This window comes from Paragemmobacter kunshanensis (assembly GCF_011059185.1).
Taxonomy (GTDB): Bacteria; Pseudomonadota; Alphaproteobacteria; order Rhodobacterales; family Rhodobacteraceae; genus Paragemmobacter; species Paragemmobacter kunshanensis.
Window position 1 is genome coordinate 23,512 of sequence record NZ_JAALFE010000021.1, and the last position, 18,076, is coordinate 41,587.

Here is an 18,076-nt window from a genome sequence, read left to right on the forward strand (position 1 = left end):
AAAACGACCAGGCGCGCAAGATGAGGAGGCGCCGGTCGGTCGGGGTCACGGGGGGAACTGCCAATGAAACGCCTTGCCAGGCGCTTGTGGTCGATTGTCGACATCGTCATCGCCACCCTGCTTGCGGCCATGATCGCGCTCGTCTTCGCCAATGTCGTGCTGCGCTACGGCTTTGCCTCGGGCATCCGGCAATCGGTGGAACTGGCGCGGCTGTGGTTCGTCTGGTCGGTCATGCTGGGGGCCGCGGTCGTGCTGCGCCGGGGCGAGCATCTGGCGCTGACCGAGGTTTCCGAGGCGCTCTTTCCCCGCGCCATCCCCCTGCTCAGGCGGCTCTGCTGGGCGGTCGTGATCCTTGCCGTCGTCATGCTGTTCATCGGCGCGCTGAACCAGACCATCGCGAACTGGTCCAACATCTCGCAACTCACCGGCCTGCCCTCGGGGCTGTTCTACCTCGCGGGCGTGGTCTCGGCGGCGATGATGGCCGCGATTGCCCTCCTGCGCCTGATCGACCCGATGCAGACCGGCATCGCCCGGCTGGAGGACGGGGAATGACCCTGCTGCTTTTCCTCGGCGTCCTCTTCCTCGCCATCCTCGCGGGGCTTCCCGTGGCCTTTGCCCTGCTGCTCGCCGCCATGGCGCTCATGCTGCAACTGGACACGTTCAGCCCCGACATCCTGGCCCAGGGCCTGATCAACGGCGTCGACAACTTCCCCCTTCTCGCCATTCCCTTCTTCCTCGTGGCGGGCGAGGTGATGTCGAAGGGCGGCCTGTCCGAACGCATCGTCCGCCTCGCCATGTCGCTGGTCGGCCATCGCCGCGGCGGTCTGGGCTATGTCGCGGTGCTGACGGCCATCGTGCTGGCAGGCCTGTCCGGCTCGGCCGTGGCGGATGCCGCGGCGCTGGTCTCGATCCTCTATCCCATGATGCGCAATGCGGGCTATCCCGAAGGCCGCAGCCTGGGCCTCCTGGCCTCGGGCGGCATCATCGCCCCGATCATCCCGCCCTCGCTGCCGCTGATCCTCATCGGCGTCGCGGGCAACATCTCCATCGCCAAGCTCTTCATGGCGGGCATCGCGCCGGGCCTGATGATGGGCCTCACGCTCATGCTGGTCTGGACGCTGATGATGCGGAAGGAAGACATCGCCACCCTGCCCCGCGCCACCGGCGCCGAACGCCTGGCGGCGCTGCGCGATGGCATCTGGGCGCTGCTGCTGCCGGTCATCATCATCGGCGGCATCCGCACCGGCATCTTCACCCCAACCGAGGCCGCCGTCGTCGCCGCCGTCTATGCCATCCTCGTCTCGGCGCTGGTCTACCGGACGCTGACGCTGGCGATGCTCTATGACGTGCTGCTCGCTGCCGGGCGGTCCACCGCGATGGTCATGTTCCTCGTCGCCGCGGCCATGGTCGCCGCCTGGCTGATCACCGTCGCGCAACTGCCCCAGCAACTGGCCCTGACCCTGCAACCGCTGATCGACAGCCCGCGCCTGCTGATGCTGGTCATCATGCTCATCGTTCTCGCGGTCGGCATGGTGATGGACCTGTCGCCCACCATCCTGATCCTCGTGCCCCTGCTCATGCCCGTCGTGCAGATGGCCGGGATCGACCCGGTCTATTTCGGCCTGATGTTCGTGATGAATTGCTCCATCGGCCTGCTGACCCGGCCGGTCGGCACCGTCCTCAACGTCATCTGCGGCGTGGGCAAGGTGCAGATGAGCGTGGCCGTCCGCGGCGTCACGCCCTTCGTCGCCGCCTATGCCGCACTTCTGGGCCTGTTCATCCTTGTTCCGGAACTGATCACCGTTCCCGCCGCTTTCCTCGGCGGATGACACTGCATCTCAAAGGGAGGACCACAGCATGAAACTCTTCAAGACCCTCGGCCTGGCCTCGGCCTTCGCCCTCGCCGCCTTCGCGGCCCAGGCGCAGACCGAACTGAAACTCGCCCATGCCGCCCCGGAAACCGATCTGCAGCAGACGCTCTCGCTCTTCTTCAAGGAACAGGTCGAGGCGCGCACCAACGGCTCCGTCACCGTGACGATCTTCCCGCAGGGCCAGCTCGGCAATGACGCGGCCATGATCGACGGCGCGCGCTCCGGCATCATCGACATCGCCATGTCGGGGCTGAACAACTTCACCGGCCTCGTGCCGCAGGCGGGCGCGCTGGAACTGCCCTTCATGTTTCCCAGCCGCGACACCGCCTATGCCGCGCTTGACGGCGAAATCGGCCAGGGCATCTCGGCCGAATTCACCCAGCACGGGCTCAAGGTGCTGGGCTTTCCCGAAAACGGCTACCGCAACATGACCAACAACCGCGGCCCGATCCGCGTTCCGGCCGATCTGGCCGGGCTGAACATGCGCGTGAACAACTCCAAGGCGCTGAACGACATGTTCGCAGCCCTCGGCGCAAACCCGCTGCAACTGCCGGTCGCCGAACTCTATACCGCGCTGGAAACCGGCGTCGTCGATGCGCAGGACCATCCCATCGGCATCGTCCTCTCCTTCAAGTTCAACGAGGTTCAGAAATACCTCAGCCTCACCCAGCATGCCTATTCGGCCCTGGCGCTGGTGATGAACGATGCAAGGTTCAACGCCCTCACCGCGGAAGAACAGAAGGTCATCGCCGAAGTCGCCGCCGAAGCCATCGCCATGCAGCGCAAGGCGGTTCAGGAAAAGGAAACCGGCATGATCGAGGAACTGAAGGCCGCCGGGATGGAGGTGAACACCGATGTCGATGCCGCCGCCTTCCAGGCCGCGGTCAAGCCGGTCTGGGACAGCTTCATCGCCGAAAACGGCGATGCCGTGGTCAATGCCATCATGGCCGCACAGCAGTAACCGCCCCTCACGGGTCAGAATCATCGGGGGGGGGCAGGCAACTGCCCCCCTCTCGCCCTTCCGGCCCCGCGCGGCTCAGCCCAGGGCCTGCGTTCCCGCCCAGACCAGCCCGATCAGCACCGGCTGATGGATCAGATAGAGCAGCAGCGAATGCCGCCCCGGCCAGGCCAGCCGCCGCAGCCCCGGCCCCGCCCGCAACCCCGCCGCCCGGGTCCAGAGCCCCGCCCCCGCCGCGATCTTGGCCGCCCCCATCCCCGCCAGCACCGCCCCCAGCCAGGGAAAGACCGGCACGAAATCCACCGCCAGCGGCGCCACGCTGCCAAGGCCCGTCCAGGCCAGCCAGCGCGGGTTCATCACCTCCAGCGCCACGCTGCGATCCACCGCCACCACCGCCACCGCCAGCGCCAGCAGCACCAGCCCCGGCAGCCGGATCAGCGCCAGCCCGATCAGGCTGCACAGCGCGATGGAATGCAGGATGCCAAAAAAGACGAAGGCCTGCGGAAAGGCCAGCCATGTCGCCCCCGAAACCAGCGCCGCCGCCGCCGCCAGCCGCCCCAGCCGCCGCCAGACCCCGGGCCAGCGAATCGCCTCGCCATGGGCCAGCACAAGGCTCACCCCCGACAGGAACAGAAAGCTTCCCGCCACCAGCCGCGCAAAGATCGCCCAGCCGCCGCTGACCGTCGTTCCCGGGGCAAGATGGCCGAACATCTCCAGATCAAAGGCCAGATGGAACACCGCCATCCCCAGCAGCGCCGCCGTCCGCGCCAGATCGACCATGACCAGCCGATCCCCCGTCCCTGCCGCCATTTTCCGCCCCTTCACACCGCCCGACGCGCCCTTTCTGGGCGCAAACCGCGCCCCCGGCAAGCCATGCCGGCAGGCCCTGCCCCGGCAGGGCGCGACCATTCGCTGATTGACTTCCGGACCTGCCTATGCGCCCATCATGCAGGGAACCGGAACGGGGCAGGCGTGCCCCTCATATAAAAACAAGCTCATGTCGGCCGAATACGACGATCAGGGAAGAGGTGCGGGGCTGGCGGAGACCGGCCTTCTCGGCATGGTCAAGGTGGATCACCGCGACCACGTCACCGCGCTCGCCTCCGAAGTGCTGCAGCAGGTCGCCCGCCGCGCGGGCGAGGTGCGCCGCAGCCGGGATCGCCAGGCCATCGTCACCGCAGCCTTCGCCCTCACCTCCGGAACCGAGGACGAGGCGAATGCCGCGCTTGAAGCCGTCGATGATCCGCTGCGCGAACTGGACTGGTTCCTGTCCGAACGGCTTGGCCCCATCGCCAAGGAAATCGGCGATCTGTGGAATGCCGACAAGATCTCCTTCCTCGAAGCCACGGTCGGCGCCGCGCGGATCTATTCCTTCCTGCGCTATCGCCGCCGCCCGCCGCTCCTGGCCGATCACGGATTGCGCAAGTCGGCCACCTTCGCGCTCGTGCCGGGCGACATGCACAGCCTCGGGATTTCGGCCGCCACCGATGTCTTCCGCGCCCGCGGCTGGGACATCACCCTTCTCGTCGGCCACAGCCATGCCGAACTGACCGCCCATTTCGAAACCTCGCGCGACGTGATCTTCGGCTTCTCGGCGGGCTCGCTCCATTCGCTCGAACCGCTGGGCAGGCTGGTCGTCGCGCTCACCGTGGCGCGGCCGGTCTGTTCGGTGCTGGTCTCGGGCCAGATCGCCACCGATCCCGGCGCCGTGCTGGCCCTGCCGGGCATCGACCATTGCGATGCCGATCTCGAAGCCGCCTATCGCTGGTTCGAGGCGCGCACCCTCGCCCAGGCCGCGCCCTCAACCTGATCACGCCCCGGCCTGATCCGGCCTCACGCCTCTGCCGCCGATGCCCCGCCATGCCGCGCCGAAAGCCGCCGGGGCGACACGCCATAACGCGCCCGGAACGCCTTGGTGAAGGTATTCGTCGCGTTGAACCCGCAGCCATAGGCCACTTCCGCCACCGGCAGATCCGTCTCCGTCAGCAATCCCCGCGCCCGCTCCAGCCGCAGCCCGTTCAGATACTGCTTCGGCGACATGCCCACATAGCGCTGGAACAACCGCTCCACCTGCCGCCGCGACACCCCGAGCGAGGCCGCCAACCCCTCGATATCCACGCCCTGTTCCAGGTTTTCCTCGAACTGCCGGATCACCTCCACCAGAACCGGATTGCGGATCCCCAGGGTCGAGGACAGCGACATCCGCTGCCGCAGGTCCGCCGGGCGCTGCTGGCCATGCAGGCACATCTTCAGCACCGCATCCGCCAGCCGGTCACCGAAATTCTTGGCCACGATCTCGATGAACAGATCCGTCGCCGCCGCGCCCCCGGCACTGGTCAGGATGCGCCCGTCGATGCAGTAAAGCTGCTCCAGCGGGCGCAGATGGCCGAAGGTTTCCATGAAGGGCGGCAGGTTCTCCCAATGCAGGGTGAAACTGCGCCCCTCCAGGATCCCCGCCTTGGCCAGCGCATAGGCCCCGGTGCAAAGCCCCCCCACCGTCCGCCCCTGCCGCCATTGCCCGCGCAGCCAGTCCGCCACCCTGCGGCTGGCCGATTTCTCCGGCTCCACCCCGGCGCAGACAAAGACCATCGTCTTGGGCCGCGTCTCCCCCAGCGCCCCGTCCACCTGCAGCTTCACCCCGTTGGAACAGGCCACCGCCGCCCCCGTCTCGGACAGCACCTCCCACTGGAACAGCGCCTGCCCCGCCAGCTGATTGGCAATCCGCAGCGGCTCGATCGCCGAGGAGAAGGCAATCAGCGAGAAATTGGGCAGCAGCACAAAGGTCATGCGCAGCGGCTCCGCCACCGGGGCCACGGCCACATGCGCTACCCCCTTGGGAATGAAATTCGCCGTCATGCCCTTCTCCGTCACCCCCGCCTCCATCACCCCCGTCTCCATCACGCCTGCCCGATCCCGTCCCGCGCCGCGAAGGCCCAGTCGCGAAAGGCCCGCGCCGCCTGCGCCTGCCCCGCCTCCACCCTCTCCCCCGTCACCAGATGATAGCCGTGATCCTCAAGCACCGACAGGTCCGACAATTGCACCAGCCGCCCCGCCTCCAGATCCGGGCGGATCATCGCCAGCGGGCACAGCGCCACCCCCTGCCCGGCCAGCGCCGCCGCGCGCAGCAGGTTGAAATCCTCGAACACCGCCGCCCCCTGCTCCACCGGCATCGGCACCCCCGCCCGCCGGAACCAGGCCGCCCAGCCCGTCAGGTCCGTATCATGCAGCAACCCCAGAGACAGGAATTCCGAAGGTCGCCCCGGCCGCGTCCCGCCCAGGATCGCCGGGCTGCAGACCGGCACGCTCGCCCCCGGCAGGAAGGGCTCCGTCATCGCCCCCAATCCCTCGGGCCGCCCGCGCGCAAAGACAAAGGCCATATGCACATCCCGAAAATCCACGTCCCGCCCATGCATCGCGTAAACCACCCGCGTCTCCACCTCCGGATGCGCCGCCCGGAACCCCGCCAGCCGCGGGATCAGCCAGCACACCGCCACCGACGGGATCGCCGCAATCACCAAAGGCCCCGCCCGCAGCCCGGCCCGCGCCCGGTTGCAGGCCGCCTCCATCTCGGCCAGCGACAGGCTCAGCGCCCGCGCCAGCTCCGCCCCGTGCGGCAGCAGCCTCGGCCGCCCGCCCGCCCGATCGAACAGCGGGCCGCCCAGCCAATCCTCCAGATGCCGGATCTGGTGGCTGACCGCCGACTGCGTGACGAAAAGTAAATCCGCCGCCGCCTTGAAGGAACCCGTCTTCACCACCGCCTCGAACGCACGCAAGGCATTCAACGGAATCTGCATCATGCCCCTCCCCGCGTCGAATGAGTATTCCTCACCCTTTCCATGAAAAACCCTCCTTTGACAATCCCGCCCCGCGGCCCGACCTTCCGCGCCACAAACAGCCGCGACGCGGAACAGACAGAGGGCCTCCGATGGAACGTGAAAGACTGCAGAACTACGTGGGCAACGGCGACCGCCCCACCCCCACCTTCTCGGATGCCGAAATGCAGCGCCGGCTTGACGCGATCCGTAAGGTCATGGCCGAGCGGGGCATCGACGCGGCGCTCTTCTCCTCCTACCACAACATCAACTACTACTCCGATTTCCTCTTCTGCCAGTTCGGCCGCCGCTATGGCCTTCTGGTCGATCACACGATCTCCACCTCCATCTCGGCAGGCATCGACGGCGGCCAGCCCTGGCGGCGCACCTTCGGCGGGCGCAACGTCACCTATACCGACTGGCAGAAGGACAACTACTTCCACGCCATCCGCCAGCTGACGGCGGGCGTCAAACGGCTGGGCATCGAATACGATCACATCACCATCGACACGCTCAACCTCTTGAAATCCGAATTCCCCCAGATGGAATTCGTCGACATCGCCGCCCCCGCCATGCGCCTGCGCATGATCAAGTCGGCCGAAGAAATCGCCCATATCGAAAAGATGACCCGCATCGCCGATATCGGCGGCGCCGCCTGCGTCGAGGCAACCCAGGTCGGCGTCCCGGAACATGAGGTGGCGCTGCATTCCACCGCCACCATGGTGCGCGAAATCGCCAAGGTCTGGCCCGCGGGCGAACTGCTCGATACCTGGACATGGTTCCAGTCCGGCATCAACACCGATGGCGCGCATAACCCGGTGACCTCGCGCCGGATCGAACGCGGCGACATCCTCTCGCTCAACTGCTTCCCGATGGTCGCGGGCTATTACGTGGCGCTCGAACGCACGCTTTTTGCCGAAACCGCCACCGACGAACATATCCGGCTGTGGGAATTCAACTGCAAGGTCCATGATCGCGGCAAGGAACTGCTGGTTCCGGGCAACCGCTGCTCCGACATCGCCAAGGAACTCAACGCCATGTATGCCGAGGCGGGCCTGCTGCAATATCGCAGCTTCGGCTATGGCCACAGCTTCGGCGTCCTCTGCCACTACTATGGCCGCGAGGCGGGCCTCGAACTGCGCGAGGATTGCGACACCGTCCTCGAACCCGGCATGGTCATCTCGATGGAGCCGATGATCACCATCCCGAACCACCTGCCCGGCGCGGGCGGCTACCGGGAACACGACATCCTCGTGATCACCGATGACAACAACAAGGGCAACCGCAACATCACGGGCTTCCCCTACGGTCCCGAACATCTGATCGTCGGCAAGCGCGGCTGATCCCGGCCCATTCACGCCCGGAAGGGGCCGCGCCCGGCGCGGCCCCTTTTGCCATCCCGGGGCCGAATCATGGCATGGTTAACGCCCGCTTCGTGCAGCGTGCGTCTGCACCGGCTGCTGCACTGCGCCGCTGCACCGGCCGCGGCACGCCCATTTGCCGTGCAACCCGCCTGTTAATCCAGCGTTCTCAGGGGCTTGGCCCGGATCACTCCAGCCAGACCGGCGTCACGCCCAACCCTTCCAGGAACCGCAGCAGATCCGCGGGCCGCATCTCCAGCGTCCGGTCATTGACCAGCGGATGTACATAGACCACCTCCGCCGCCCGGATCGCCGCATCCAGCACCAGCGTCACCCCGGTTTCCGCCCCCGTCACCATCGCCAGCGGCGTCACCGCTCCGGGCCGAATTCCCAGGAATTCCAACAGCCTGTCCGCCGATCCGAAGGACAGGTTCACCGCCCCGATCCGCTCTCCCAGCGCCTTCAGGTCGATGGGGCGGTCCTGCTCCACCGTCACCAGAAAATTGCGCTTCTTGCGGTCGCGCAGATACAGGTTGCGCACATGCAGCCCGCCCTGTGAACGGTCACGCATAACCCCTTGAACCTGCTTGGAATCCTCAACCGTCATCAGGGGCACATGGTCAAACCGCCGATAGGGGATCCCCGCCGCATCCAGCCGCGCCAGCAGCGCATCCGATGACACCGGCAGGTCTGCCCCGCCCGCCCCGGATCCCGCCATTTCCGCCCTGTCCATTCCCCGCCCCCGCCTTGCAACGCTGCCTCAACCGGCTGAAAACCATAAGGATTTCCGCGCCCCGCACAAGCCCGCGCATCCCCCCGGAACGCCCCGCGCAAATCAGTTGACAGGGCGCCCGACCCGCCCGCAAACTCATGTGCATACCAACAATCCCGGTCCCGGCATGAGCTATGCACGCCCCCAGACCCTGACCGAAGCGATCCGCCTCCTCGCCGGATCGCAGATCAGGCTTCTGGCCGGCGGCACCGATCTCTATCCCGCCACCCAATCCGCCGCCCTGTCCGGCCCGATCCTCGATCTGGCCGATATCGCCGAACTGAACGGCATCACCCCATGGAATGGGGGCCTGCGCATCGGTGCCACTACATCATGGTCCACCATCGCCGAAGCACCCCTGCCGCCAGCCCTGCGCGCCCTGCAGCAGGCGGCGCTTCAGGTGGGCGGGCGGCAGATCCAGAACGCCGGCACAATCGGCGGCAATCTCTGCAACGCCTCGCCCGCCGCCGATGGCGTGCCGCCGCTTCTGGTGCTGGATGCCCGGGTGGAACTGGCAGGCCCGCTAGGCCGCCGCGACCTGCCGCTTGCGGCCTTCCTCACCGGCCCGCGCCGGACGGCGCGCGCGCCCGATGAAATCGTGACCGCGATTTTCATTCCGGAACAATCGCTTGCCGGTCACTCCTCGTTTCTGAAACTGGGCGCGCGGGCCTATCTGGTCATCTCCATCGCCATGGTCGCCGCCCGCCTGACCCTTGCCGCCGATGGCCGCATCGCCAGGGCCGCCCTCGCCGTGGGCGCCTGCGGCCCGGTCGCCACCCGCCTTGCGGCGCTCGAACCCGCGCTGACCGGCCTCACCCCGGCGCAGGCCGCGCAAAGCATCACGCCCGAAACCCTCTCCCCCCCTCTCGCGCCCATCGACGACATCCGCGCCACCGCCGCCTATCGGCTTGAGTCTGCGGCAGAACTTCTGCGCCGCGCCCTGCTGGATTGTGCCCCATGACGCGCTTCATCCTGAACGGCACCCCCCGCCATTGCGACAGCCCCCCCACCCGCCGCCTGTCCGATGTCCTGCGCGAAGACCTCGGCCTGACCGGCACCAAGGTGGGCTGCGATGCCGGGGATTGCGGCGCCTGCACCGTGCTGATCGACGGCCGCGCCACCTGCGCCTGCCTCACCCCCGCCGCCCGGGCCGAGGGGCGGCATATCCAGACGGTCGAGGCCCAGACCCCCGAACTAACCCGCCTCCGCGCCGCCTTCCTGCGCCATGGGGCTGCGCAATGCGGCATCTGCACGCCCGGCATGCTGATGGCCGCCGCCGAACTTATCGCCCGCAATCCCGCCCCGACCGAGGCAGAGGCCGAAGCCGCCATCGGCGGCGTCCTCTGCCGTTGCACCGGCTATCGCAAGATCCTTGCCGCCATCTGCGACGCGACCGATGCCCCCGCGCCAAGCCTGCCCCAGGGCCGCGCTACCGGCCAGCCCATCCCCCGCCTTGACGGGGCGGAAAAGGTGGCCGGCGATCTCTTCGGGGCCGATGTCCTGCCGGAAAATGCCTGTGTTCTCAAGGCGATCCGCTCTCCCCATCCGCATGCGGCCTTTACCTTCGGCGATCTCGCCGCCTATGCCGCGCGGCCCGGGATCGCGGCCGTCTTCACCGCCGCCGATATCCCCGGGCGCAATGCCTTTGGCGTCATCCCCCCCTTCGCCGATCAGCCCGCCCTTGCCGAAAGCCCCGCCCGCTTCCGGGGCGAGGCGGTCGCCCTCGTCGCCTTCGCGCCCGGCCATGATCCGGCGACCGATGATTTCCCGATCACATGGCAACCGCTTCCCGCGCTGACGGATCCCGATGCCGCGCTGCAGGCAGCCCACCCCCTGCATCCCGGTCGGCCCGACAACATTCTCGTCCAGGGCCTTGTCCGCAAAGGCGATTCCGCCACAGCCATGGACCGCGCCGCGCATGTCGTCTCGGCCGAGATCACCACCGCCTTCGTCGAACATGCCTATATCGAACCCGAGGCCGGCGCCGCCTGGCTTGAGGGCGAAACCCTCTGCATCCGCGCCTGCACCCAGGCCCCCGTGATGGATCGCGACGAAACCGCCGCCATCCTTGCCCTGCCGCCCGACCGTATCCGCATCCTGCCCAGCGCCGTGGGCGGCGGCTTCGGCTCCAAGCTCGATCTCAGCCTGCAACCGCTGCTCGGCCTTGCCGCGCTGCGGCTGCGCCGCCCGGTGCGGATGGTCTACAGCCGCGCCGAAAGCATGGCCTCCACCACGAAACGCCACCCCGCGCGGATGCGTGGCCGCATCGGCTGCGACGCGCAAGGCATTGTCACGGCGCTGGAATTCGACGGAACCTTCGATACCGGCGCCTATGCCAGCTGGGGGCCCACCGTCGCCAACCGCGTGCCGGTCCATGTGACCGGCCCCTATCACACCCCCCATGTCACGGCCATCGCCCGGGCCGTGCATACCCATAATCCCGTCTCGGGCGCCTTCCGCGGCTTTGGCGTGCCGCAGGCCGCCATCTGGCAGGAAACGGCCTATGACCGGCTCGCCGACAGGCTCGGCCTCGACCGGCTGGAATTCCGCCTGAGGAACGCCCTGCGCGATGGCCAGAGCAGCGCCACCGGCCAGGTCCTGCAGGCCACCGGCATCGCCCCCTGCCTGACCGCGCTCCGCCCCCACTGGCGGCGCGCGCTGGCCGAGGCATCGGGCCAGCCCGGCCGTGGCGTGGGCCTTGCCTCCTGCTGGTATGGCTGCGGCAACACCTCGCTTCCCAATCCCTCCACCATCCGCATCGGCATCACCGCGCGGGGGGAACTGGTCCTGCATCAGGGGGCCACCGATATCGGGCAGGGCTCCAACACCGTGATCGCCCAGATCGCCGCCGATGCGCTGGGGTTGCCCGTCGGGCAGATCCGCCTGATCGGCCCCGATACCGCCCTGACGCCGGATGCGGGCAAGACCTCGGCCAGCCGCCAGACCTTTGTCACCGGCCGCGCGGCGCTGGCCGCCGGGGCCGAACTGCGCGCCGCCATCCTGCGCCGCGCCAATGCCTCCGACGCGGCCCGCCTGTCGCTCGACGGCCCCCTCCTTGCCGTCACCGAAGGCGCCACCCGGCACGAGATCGCGCTTGCGGGCCTGCCCCCCGATGACATGGGCTATGTGCTGATGGCCGAAGCAAGCTATGATCCCCCCACCGCGCCGCTGGATGAAAACGGTCAGGGTCGCCCCTACGCCCTTTACGGCTATGGCGCGCAAATGGTTGAACTTTCCGTCGATCCCGCGCTGGGAACGGTGCGCCTGCACCGCATCACCGCGGCGCATGACCTTGGCCTTGCGATCAACCCGCTGCTCGCCACCGGCCAGATCGAGGGCGGCATCGCCCAGGGCATCGGCCTTGCCCTGATGGAGGAATACCTCCCCGGCCGGACCGAGAACCTGCATGACTACCTCATTCCCACGGCGGGCGACGTGCCCCCGATCACCTCCCTCCTGATCGAGGTGCCCGATCCCGAAGGTCCCTTCGGGGCCAAGGGCCTTGGGGAACATGTGCTGATCCCCACGGCCCCGGCCATCCTGAACGCCATCCGCCATGCCACCGGGGCCGAGATCACGCAGCTTCCCGCCCTGCCGCACCGCATCCTTGCCGCGATGAGGGCTGCCCGGCCATGACCCTGATCCCCGATCCCGCCGCACCCCCGGCAACCGGGGCCGCCCCCGAAAAGATCCGCTGCGATGCCTGCCCGGTCATGTGCTACATCGCCCCCGGCCAGACCGGGGCCTGCGACCGCTATGCCAACGATGCGGGCCGCATCATCCGCACCGATCCCGTCACCCTGCTGACCAGGGCGCTTGACCATGGCGGCCGCATCATCCCCTTCGCCGCCGCCACCTGGACCGATGGCCTTGTCCCCGAGGATAGCACCGTCACCGGCATCGGCTCCGGCACCACCTATCCGGACTACAAGCCCGCCCCCTTCATCGTCAGCCAGCAGATCGACGGGGCCGACATGGTCACCGTGGTGACAGAGGCGATCTTTTCCTATTGCGGCGTCAAGGTGAAGATCGACACCGACCGCCACCTTGGCCCCGAAGGCGCCACCGTCCGCCATCAGGGCGAACCCGTTGGCCATGTCACCACCGCCGAATACGGCTCGCAGATGCTGTCGCTCGGCGGCGTCCATCACCTGACGGGCGGCAGCAAGGCCGAAGGCCGCCTCACCTGCGCCGCCCTCCTTGCGCTCTGCAATGGCGAGGCGGTGGATTTGACCATCGACGAAGGCTCCACCGTCACCGTGCAGGCAGGCAAGCCCCCCATCGTGGACGGCATCCCCGAACGGCGGATGCGCGTCGGCTGCGGTTCGGCCACCATCGGGATGTTCGCCAGCCAGTGGAAGGGTCTTGTCGACGAAGTCGTCGTCGTGGACGACCACATCACCGGCGTCGTGTCGGAACATCAGGCGGGCAAGGTGATCGGCTGGGAACCGACAGGCATCCGCATCAAGGGCCACCGCTCCACCCCCGGCCGCTATTTCCGCGTCTCCGAACCCGGCCTGGGCTGGGGCGGCACGCGGCTTTCTGATCCGCTGGAGATATTGGGCGACTGGAACCCCAAGAAAGGCGCGCGGCCCGGCCTGCGGCTGCTGATGGTCTCCACCACCGGCGAGCAATATGCCTATTACGAACTCGACGACGAATTGAACCCCCGGGCCATGCCCCTGCCCCCGGCGCTGCTGCCCACCGTCGCCCTGATCGACGAGAATTGCGAACCCTCGCTCTGCACCGTCCTCTTCATGGGCGGTGCGGGCGGGTCGCTGCGGGCGGGCGTCACCCGCAACCCCGTAAGGCTGACCCGCTCGGTCCAGTCGGGGGAAACCCGTCTCACTTCGGGCGGGGCCGAGTGCTTCATCTGGCCGGGCGGCGGGATCACCTTCATGGTCGATGTCACGCGCCTGCCGCAGGGCGCCTTCGGCCATGTCCCGACCCCGGCCCTTGTCGCGCCGCTGGAATTCACCCTGCCCCGCGACGCCTATCTGCGCCTCGGTGGCCATGACGATGCGATCCGGTCGCTGCCCGACATCATCGAGACGGGCGGCGAATACCCCATCGCCGCGAAGCTCCACCCGAAAGGCGGCCCGGTATGACCGCCCAGATCGCATGGCTGCCCGGCAACCGCCTGCACCTGAACCACGGCCCCATCGACGTGATCCTGCAAGGCTGGGGCGATCCCCGCGCGCTGGCGCAGGGCTACGCCGCCGTGGCGGATCGCTTTCCCGCGATCCTGCCCGAACTCTGCGCCGAACTTCCGGCGCTGCGCGCGCCCGATGCCGCCCTTCACGGCCCCGTCGCCCGCCGCATGGCCGCCGCCGCCGCCCCCTTCCGCCCCGCCTTCATCACCCCCATGGCCGCCGTCGCCGGTGCCGTGGCCGAAGAGATCCTGCGCGCCTTCCTCCGCCCCGGCATCACCCGCGCCTATGCCAATAACGGCGGCGACATCGCGCTGCATCTCGACCCCGGCGAAAGCCTGACCTGCGCCATCGCAGCCCGCCCCGGCATGACCGACCGGCTCACGATCCGCCACGCGGATCCCGTCCGCGGCATCGCCACCTCCGGCTGGCGCGGCCGCTCGCATTCGCTAGGCATCGCCGATGCCGTCACGGTCCTTGCCGCCACCGCCCCCATGGCCGATGCCGCCGCCACCATGATCGCCAATGCCGTCGATCTACCGGGCCATCCCGCCATCACCCGCCGCCCCGCCCGCGACCTTGCCCCCGACAGCGACCTTGGCCCGCGCCGCGTCACCACCGCAGTCGCGCCGCTTGACCCCACCGAGATCGCCGCCGCCCTTACTGCCGGCGAGGCCGCCGCGCGCGCCTTCCGCCAACAAGGACTGGTTGAGGCCGCCGCCCTTTTCCTGCACCCTGAATTGCGCATCCTCGGTCCCTTCGCGCTGACCGCCCAATCACCGGAGCCCGCCCTTGCCTGACGCCTTCCCCCTTCGCCGCATCACCCTCCAGATCGAAGAGGTCCATCACGAAGGCGGCCCGCCGGCCGCGACCCCGCATCTGAAGGGCGCGATCATGGCCGTCTGCGCCAATCCCTTTGCCGGCCGCTATGTCGAGGATCTGCAACCCGCGATGGAAACGCTCAAGCCCCTGGCGCTGATGCTGACCGACCGCCTCGTCGCGGCGCTTGGCGGGCGCGAGGGGATAGATGCCTATGGCAAGGGCGCGATGGTGGGCGAGAATGGCGAGGCCGAACACGGCGCGATCTGGCATGTCTCGGGCGGTTACGGGATGCGTGAACGCCTTGGCGAATGCCGGGCCATCGTGCCCTCGGCAATGAAGGTGGCGGGCGTGGGCGGGATGCTGGACATCCCGCTTGGCCATCTGAACGCGGCCTATGTCCGCTCGCGCTTTGACAGCATCAACATCCGCATCGACGATGCCCCCCGCGCCAATGAGGTGGTCTTTGCCCTCGCCATGGCCAAGGGCGGGCGCATCCACAGCCGGATGGGCGGGCTGGAGATCTGGCAGGTCAAGGGCGAGGACGGGCTGAGATGACGGAACGGCGGCAGCCATGCGGCCCTGACGGCCCGCGTCCCGGCCTTTCCGGGATGCTGGGTCGGTCAGCGCTGCCCGCTGCCGCCCTGCTGCTGCCCACGGCCGCCTTTGCCTGCGCCCTGCCGCCCTCGGTCATCCTGACGCTGCCGACCGGCTGGTATATCACCGGGGCGGCCATCACCGTGGCCCTGACGGCCCTTCTGGGTGGCATGGCCCGCACCCTGCCCGATCCGCAACCCCGCCTGATCCTTGAACGCCCGGTGCTGCTGCCGGTCACCCTGACCTCCTACCTGTCCTGCCTTGCCTTCCTGGGCCTTGTCTTCGTCGGCTGGTATGGCTCGCGCGATCCGATGCACAACCTGATGACGCTGGTCTTCTGGACGGGCATCTGGATTGCCCTGCCGCTCGGCTCGCTGCTCTTCGGTCATCTCTGGCGCCCCATCAACCCCTGGACCGGCCCGGTCCGCATCGCGCGCCTGCTCCTGGGCCGTCAGGGCGGCATCGGCCTGTCGCGCCTTGGCCATCTGCCCGCCCTTGCAGGCTATGGCGGCTTTGTCTGGTTCCAGATCGTCTCGATGTCGCCCGATGATCCGGCGGTCCTCGCCACGGTCGCGCTTGCCTATTGGGCGGTGATCCTGGCCCTCGCCATCCTCGAAGGCGAAGACTGGCTGGAGCAGGGCGAATTCCTGACCGTCCTCATGGGCTATCTCGCGCGCATCGCGCCGCTCTGGCTGGAATTGCGGGGAACACGCGCCCGCCTCATGCTGGGCTGGCCCGGGGCACAGGTCCTGCGCATGGCCCCGCTCGGCCCCAGCGCCATCGCCTTCGTCACCATGGCGCTGGCCGCGCTGACCTTCGACGGGTTGGCCGAAACCTTCTGGTGGCTGGGCCTGATCGGGGAAAACCCGCTGGAACCAACCGGGCGATCCGCCGTCATGGGGGTGAACACGCTGGGCCTGCTGGCCGTCTGGGCGCTGACGGCGGGCACGATCCTGGGCGCGATCCGGCTGGGTCAGCGGCTGGGCGGCGGCTTTGCCACGGGGCCCGTGATGCTCTCTTTCCTGGCCATCGCCGCGGGCTATCACGCCGCGCATTACTTCGTGACGCTGCTCACTGCCGGGCAATACACCCTAGCCGCGCTGAACGATCCGCTCTTTCGCGGCGACAGCTACCTCGGCCTGTCGGAATTCTTCGTCTCCTTCGGCTTCCTCACCGATCCCACCCTCATGCCCGCCATCTATGGCACCCAGTTCGCCGCCATCCTGCTGGCCCATCTCCTTGCCGTCTTCCTGACGCTGAAACTGGCAGGCCCCGTCACGCGCGCGCTTTCGCATCTGCCGATGACGGCGCTGATGGTGGGCTATACCAGCCTCGGCCTCTGGCTCCTGTCCACGGCCCGCAGCCTATGACGCCCCCTTTCACCACCCCGAGACGCGCAACAGACGCGCCCGGCCAACAGCGGAGAGAACGACCATGACGAAACACCTGATCGGACACGCGCCGAGCCGTCGCTCGGTCCTCAAGGGGATGGGGGCGGGCCTTGTCGCCGCCTCGGCCTTCCCCGGCTATACCTGGGCGCAATCCTCGGCCCCCATCAAGCTGGGCTTCCAGTTGCACCGCACCGGCATCGGCGCGGCCTATGGGCGCTGGTACGAACGCACCGCGCAGGCCGCGCTCAAGGTGCTGAACGATGGCGGCGGCATCAATGGCCGCCCGGTCGAGATCGTCTTCGAGGATGACGCCACCGATCCCAAGCGCGGCGCGGAAGTGGTGGAAAAGCTGGCCTCGCAGGCCGGTTGCGACGCGATCTTCGGGCCGCTCTTTTCCCATGTCGTCATCGGCTCCGCCCCCCGGGCGGGCGAATTGAAGATCCCCTATCTGGTCTGTTCCGAAGGCTATCACGTGGCCTCGGGCATGCTGAACCGCTGGACGCTGCAGCCCGGCATCACCGATGTCCGCGCGCAGGTGTCGTCCATGGCGCCCTGGGTGATGCAGAACCTCGGCAAGAAGGTGACGATGGTCTATCCCGACTACGCCTTCGGCTATGACCACCGCGATTTCTTTACCGAAGCCGTCAAGGCCCAGGGCGGCGAGGTGATCGCCCAGATCGCCATCCCGCCGACCGAGACCAGCTTCACCCGCTATCTGCCGCAGATCCCGGCCGAGACGGAGGTTCTCTATCACGTCATGGTCGGCCCCGCCGTGCTGACCTTCGTCAAGGAACTGGGCGATTTCTACGGATCGGGCGCGCGGCCGCAGATCTTCGGCTTCATCGACAGCCTGGAGGCCGTCGACACCGCCACGCCCGGCCTTGAATTCCTCGAAGGCACGCATTTCTGGGAAGGCCACAACCGCGTGAAACAGGCCGATGCGTCCGAGGCGGAAACCTTCTACCGCGCCGCGGTGGGGGTGGATGACAACGGCGCCTCGGTCAGCGATGCCAAGGATGTCTCCACCTATGCCCATATGTTCAGCTGCTGGGAGACGCTTTTCATCATCAAGCAGGGGATGGAGGCGGCAGGCTATCAGGGCCCGGCAGACCGCCAGAAATTCGTCGAGGCGATCGAGGCGATGACCGCCTTCGAGGCCGGCAACGACCATCCGCAGGGGGCAAAGATGTTCAACGGCAAGACCCATCAGGTCTTTGGCCATCAGTTCATCTCAAAGGTGGAAGGCGGCAAGCTGATCCGCGTGCATCAGACCGCGATCGAGGACGGCATGTATCCCGACGCGGTGGATTACACGACCCAATCCTTCTGATCCGCGGTCGATCCT

At 68.0% G+C, this 18,076-nt stretch carries 16 protein-coding genes; 12 read left to right on the forward strand and 4 right to left on the reverse strand.

The window, feature by feature from the left end; translation table 11 throughout:
• Positions 1-63: 63 nt before the first annotated feature.
• From G5V65_RS17525 to G5V65_RS17535, 3 genes are read left to right on the forward strand one after another with little or no spacing between them, the layout of a single operon-like run.
• Positions 64-552: a TRAP transporter small permease gene (locus G5V65_RS17525; protein ID WP_165052640.1), complete on the forward strand. Its 489-nt coding sequence runs from the start codon at positions 64-66 to the stop codon at positions 550-552.
• Positions 549-1,829: a TRAP transporter large permease subunit gene (locus G5V65_RS17530; protein WP_165052642.1), complete on the forward strand. Its 1,281-nt coding sequence runs from the start codon at positions 549-551 to the stop codon at positions 1,827-1,829. Before G5V65_RS17525 ends, G5V65_RS17530 begins: the two co-directional genes overlap by 4 nt.
• A 28-nt stretch (positions 1,830-1,857) precedes the next feature.
• Positions 1,858-2,832, forward strand: coding sequence for a DctP family TRAP transporter solute-binding subunit (locus tag G5V65_RS17535; RefSeq protein WP_165052645.1), 975 nt, complete (start codon positions 1,858-1,860; stop codon positions 2,830-2,832).
• Positions 2,833-2,907: 75 nt separating this feature from the next.
• Here G5V65_RS17535 and G5V65_RS17540 read toward each other — a convergent pair whose 3' ends face one another.
• Entirely contained in the window at positions 2,908-3,639 is a 732-nt protein-coding gene (locus G5V65_RS17540) for a heparan-alpha-glucosaminide N-acetyltransferase (protein ID WP_165052648.1), read from the reverse strand.
• A 187-nt stretch (positions 3,640-3,826) separates the two neighbouring features.
• On the opposite strand from G5V65_RS17540, the gene G5V65_RS17545 reads away from it, so the two are divergent.
• Positions 3,827-4,639 carry a cobalamin B12-binding domain-containing protein gene (locus G5V65_RS17545; RefSeq protein WP_165052651.1) on the forward strand — a complete coding sequence of 271 codons (813 nt, stop codon included), beginning with the start codon at positions 3,827-3,829 and terminating at the stop codon, positions 4,637-4,639.
• Between the two features lie 23 nt (positions 4,640-4,662).
• On the opposite strand, the gene G5V65_RS17550 is transcribed toward G5V65_RS17545, so the two are convergent.
• Both G5V65_RS17550 and G5V65_RS17555 read right to left on the reverse strand, forming a co-directional pair.
• Positions 4,663-5,727, reverse strand: coding sequence for a GlxA family transcriptional regulator (locus G5V65_RS17550; RefSeq protein WP_241250627.1), 1,065 nt, complete (start codon positions 5,725-5,727; stop codon positions 4,663-4,665).
• The gene (locus G5V65_RS17555; protein ID WP_165052654.1) at positions 5,727-6,626 is read right to left on the reverse strand and encodes a LysR substrate-binding domain-containing protein; all 900 of its coding nucleotides are present in this window, start codon (positions 6,624-6,626) and stop codon (positions 5,727-5,729) included. The genes G5V65_RS17550 and G5V65_RS17555 overlap by 1 nt, the downstream gene beginning before the upstream one ends.
• A gap of 128 nt (positions 6,627-6,754) precedes the next feature.
• Here G5V65_RS17555 and G5V65_RS17560 point away from each other — a divergent pair, with 128 nt between their 5' ends.
• On the forward strand, positions 6,755-7,984 hold the full coding sequence (locus tag G5V65_RS17560) for an aminopeptidase P family protein (protein ID WP_165052656.1): 1,230 nt from the start codon (positions 6,755-6,757) through the stop codon (positions 7,982-7,984).
• 205 nt (positions 7,985-8,189) lie between these two features.
• On the opposite strand, the gene G5V65_RS17565 is transcribed toward G5V65_RS17560, so the two are convergent.
• Positions 8,190-8,720, reverse strand: coding sequence for a prolyl-tRNA synthetase associated domain-containing protein (locus G5V65_RS17565; protein ID WP_394352254.1), 531 nt, complete (start codon positions 8,718-8,720; stop codon positions 8,190-8,192).
• Positions 8,721-8,901: 181 nt separating this feature from the next.
• On the opposite strand from G5V65_RS17565, the gene G5V65_RS17570 reads away from it, so the two are divergent.
• The 7 genes from G5V65_RS17570 (at position 8,902) to G5V65_RS17600 (ending at position 18,061) form a co-directional block, all read left to right on the forward strand.
• Positions 8,902-9,735, forward strand: a complete 834-nt coding sequence (locus tag G5V65_RS17570; protein ID WP_165052675.1) for an FAD binding domain-containing protein — start codon at positions 8,902-8,904, stop codon at positions 9,733-9,735.
• Positions 9,732-12,410, forward strand: coding sequence for a molybdopterin-dependent oxidoreductase (locus tag G5V65_RS17575; protein WP_165052678.1), 2,679 nt, complete (start codon positions 9,732-9,734; stop codon positions 12,408-12,410). The genes G5V65_RS17570 and G5V65_RS17575 overlap by 4 nt, the downstream gene beginning before the upstream one ends.
• Positions 12,407-13,882, forward strand: coding sequence for a 6-hydroxynicotinate reductase (locus G5V65_RS17580; RefSeq protein WP_165052680.1), 1,476 nt, complete (start codon positions 12,407-12,409; stop codon positions 13,880-13,882). Before G5V65_RS17575 ends, G5V65_RS17580 begins: the two co-directional genes overlap by 4 nt.
• Positions 13,879-14,724, forward strand: a complete 846-nt coding sequence (locus tag G5V65_RS17585) for a UPF0280 family protein (RefSeq protein WP_165052683.1) — start codon at positions 13,879-13,881, stop codon at positions 14,722-14,724. Before G5V65_RS17580 ends, G5V65_RS17585 begins: the two co-directional genes overlap by 4 nt.
• Positions 14,717-15,301 carry an amino acid synthesis family protein gene (locus G5V65_RS17590; protein ID WP_165052685.1) on the forward strand — a complete coding sequence of 195 codons (585 nt, stop codon included), beginning with the start codon at positions 14,717-14,719 and terminating at the stop codon, positions 15,299-15,301. The genes G5V65_RS17585 and G5V65_RS17590 overlap by 8 nt, the downstream gene beginning before the upstream one ends.
• Before the next feature lie 53 nt (positions 15,302-15,354).
• Positions 15,355-16,710, forward strand: coding sequence for a hypothetical protein (locus G5V65_RS17595; protein WP_165052688.1), 1,356 nt, complete (start codon positions 15,355-15,357; stop codon positions 16,708-16,710).
• Between the two features lie 64 nt (positions 16,711-16,774).
• Positions 16,775-18,061 carry an ABC transporter substrate-binding protein gene (locus tag G5V65_RS17600; protein WP_165052691.1) on the forward strand — a complete coding sequence of 429 codons (1,287 nt, stop codon included), beginning with the start codon at positions 16,775-16,777 and terminating at the stop codon, positions 18,059-18,061.
• Positions 18,062-18,076: the final 15 nt, after the last annotated feature.

What these genes read in the sequence shown, in the direction of transcription:
- G5V65_RS17525 (WP_165052640.1), top strand. Translation starts at nt 64, where the DNA reads ATGAAACGCCTTGCCAGGCGCTTGTGGTCGATTGTCGACATCGTCATC.
- G5V65_RS17530 (WP_165052642.1), top strand. Translation starts at nt 549, where the DNA reads ATGACCCTGCTGCTTTTCCTCGGCGTCCTCTTCCTCGCCATCCTCGCG.
- G5V65_RS17535 (WP_165052645.1), top strand. Translation starts at nt 1,858, where the DNA reads ATGAAACTCTTCAAGACCCTCGGCCTGGCCTCGGCCTTCGCCCTCGCC.
- G5V65_RS17540 (WP_165052648.1), bottom strand. Translation starts at nt 3,639, where the DNA reads ATGGCGGCAGGGACGGGGGATCGGCTGGTCATGGTCGATCTGGCGCGG.
- G5V65_RS17545 (WP_165052651.1), top strand. Translation starts at nt 3,827, where the DNA reads ATGTCGGCCGAATACGACGATCAGGGAAGAGGTGCGGGGCTGGCGGAG.
- G5V65_RS17550 (WP_241250627.1), bottom strand. Translation starts at nt 5,727, where the DNA reads ATGGAGACGGGGGTGATGGAGGCGGGGGTGACGGAGAAGGGCATGACG.
- G5V65_RS17555 (WP_165052654.1), bottom strand. Translation starts at nt 6,626, where the DNA reads ATGATGCAGATTCCGTTGAATGCCTTGCGTGCGTTCGAGGCGGTGGTG.
- G5V65_RS17560 (WP_165052656.1), top strand. Translation starts at nt 6,755, where the DNA reads ATGGAACGTGAAAGACTGCAGAACTACGTGGGCAACGGCGACCGCCCC.
- G5V65_RS17565 (WP_394352254.1), bottom strand. Translation starts at nt 8,720, where the DNA reads ATGGCGGGATCCGGGGCGGGCGGGGCAGACCTGCCGGTGTCATCGGAT.
- G5V65_RS17570 (WP_165052675.1), top strand. Translation starts at nt 8,902, where the DNA reads ATGAGCTATGCACGCCCCCAGACCCTGACCGAAGCGATCCGCCTCCTC.
- G5V65_RS17575 (WP_165052678.1), top strand. Translation starts at nt 9,732, where the DNA reads ATGACGCGCTTCATCCTGAACGGCACCCCCCGCCATTGCGACAGCCCC.
- G5V65_RS17580 (WP_165052680.1), top strand. Translation starts at nt 12,407, where the DNA reads ATGACCCTGATCCCCGATCCCGCCGCACCCCCGGCAACCGGGGCCGCC.
- G5V65_RS17585 (WP_165052683.1), top strand. Translation starts at nt 13,879, where the DNA reads ATGACCGCCCAGATCGCATGGCTGCCCGGCAACCGCCTGCACCTGAAC.
- G5V65_RS17595 (WP_165052688.1), top strand. Translation starts at nt 15,355, where the DNA reads ATGCTGGGTCGGTCAGCGCTGCCCGCTGCCGCCCTGCTGCTGCCCACG.
- G5V65_RS17600 (WP_165052691.1), top strand. Translation starts at nt 16,775, where the DNA reads ATGACGAAACACCTGATCGGACACGCGCCGAGCCGTCGCTCGGTCCTC.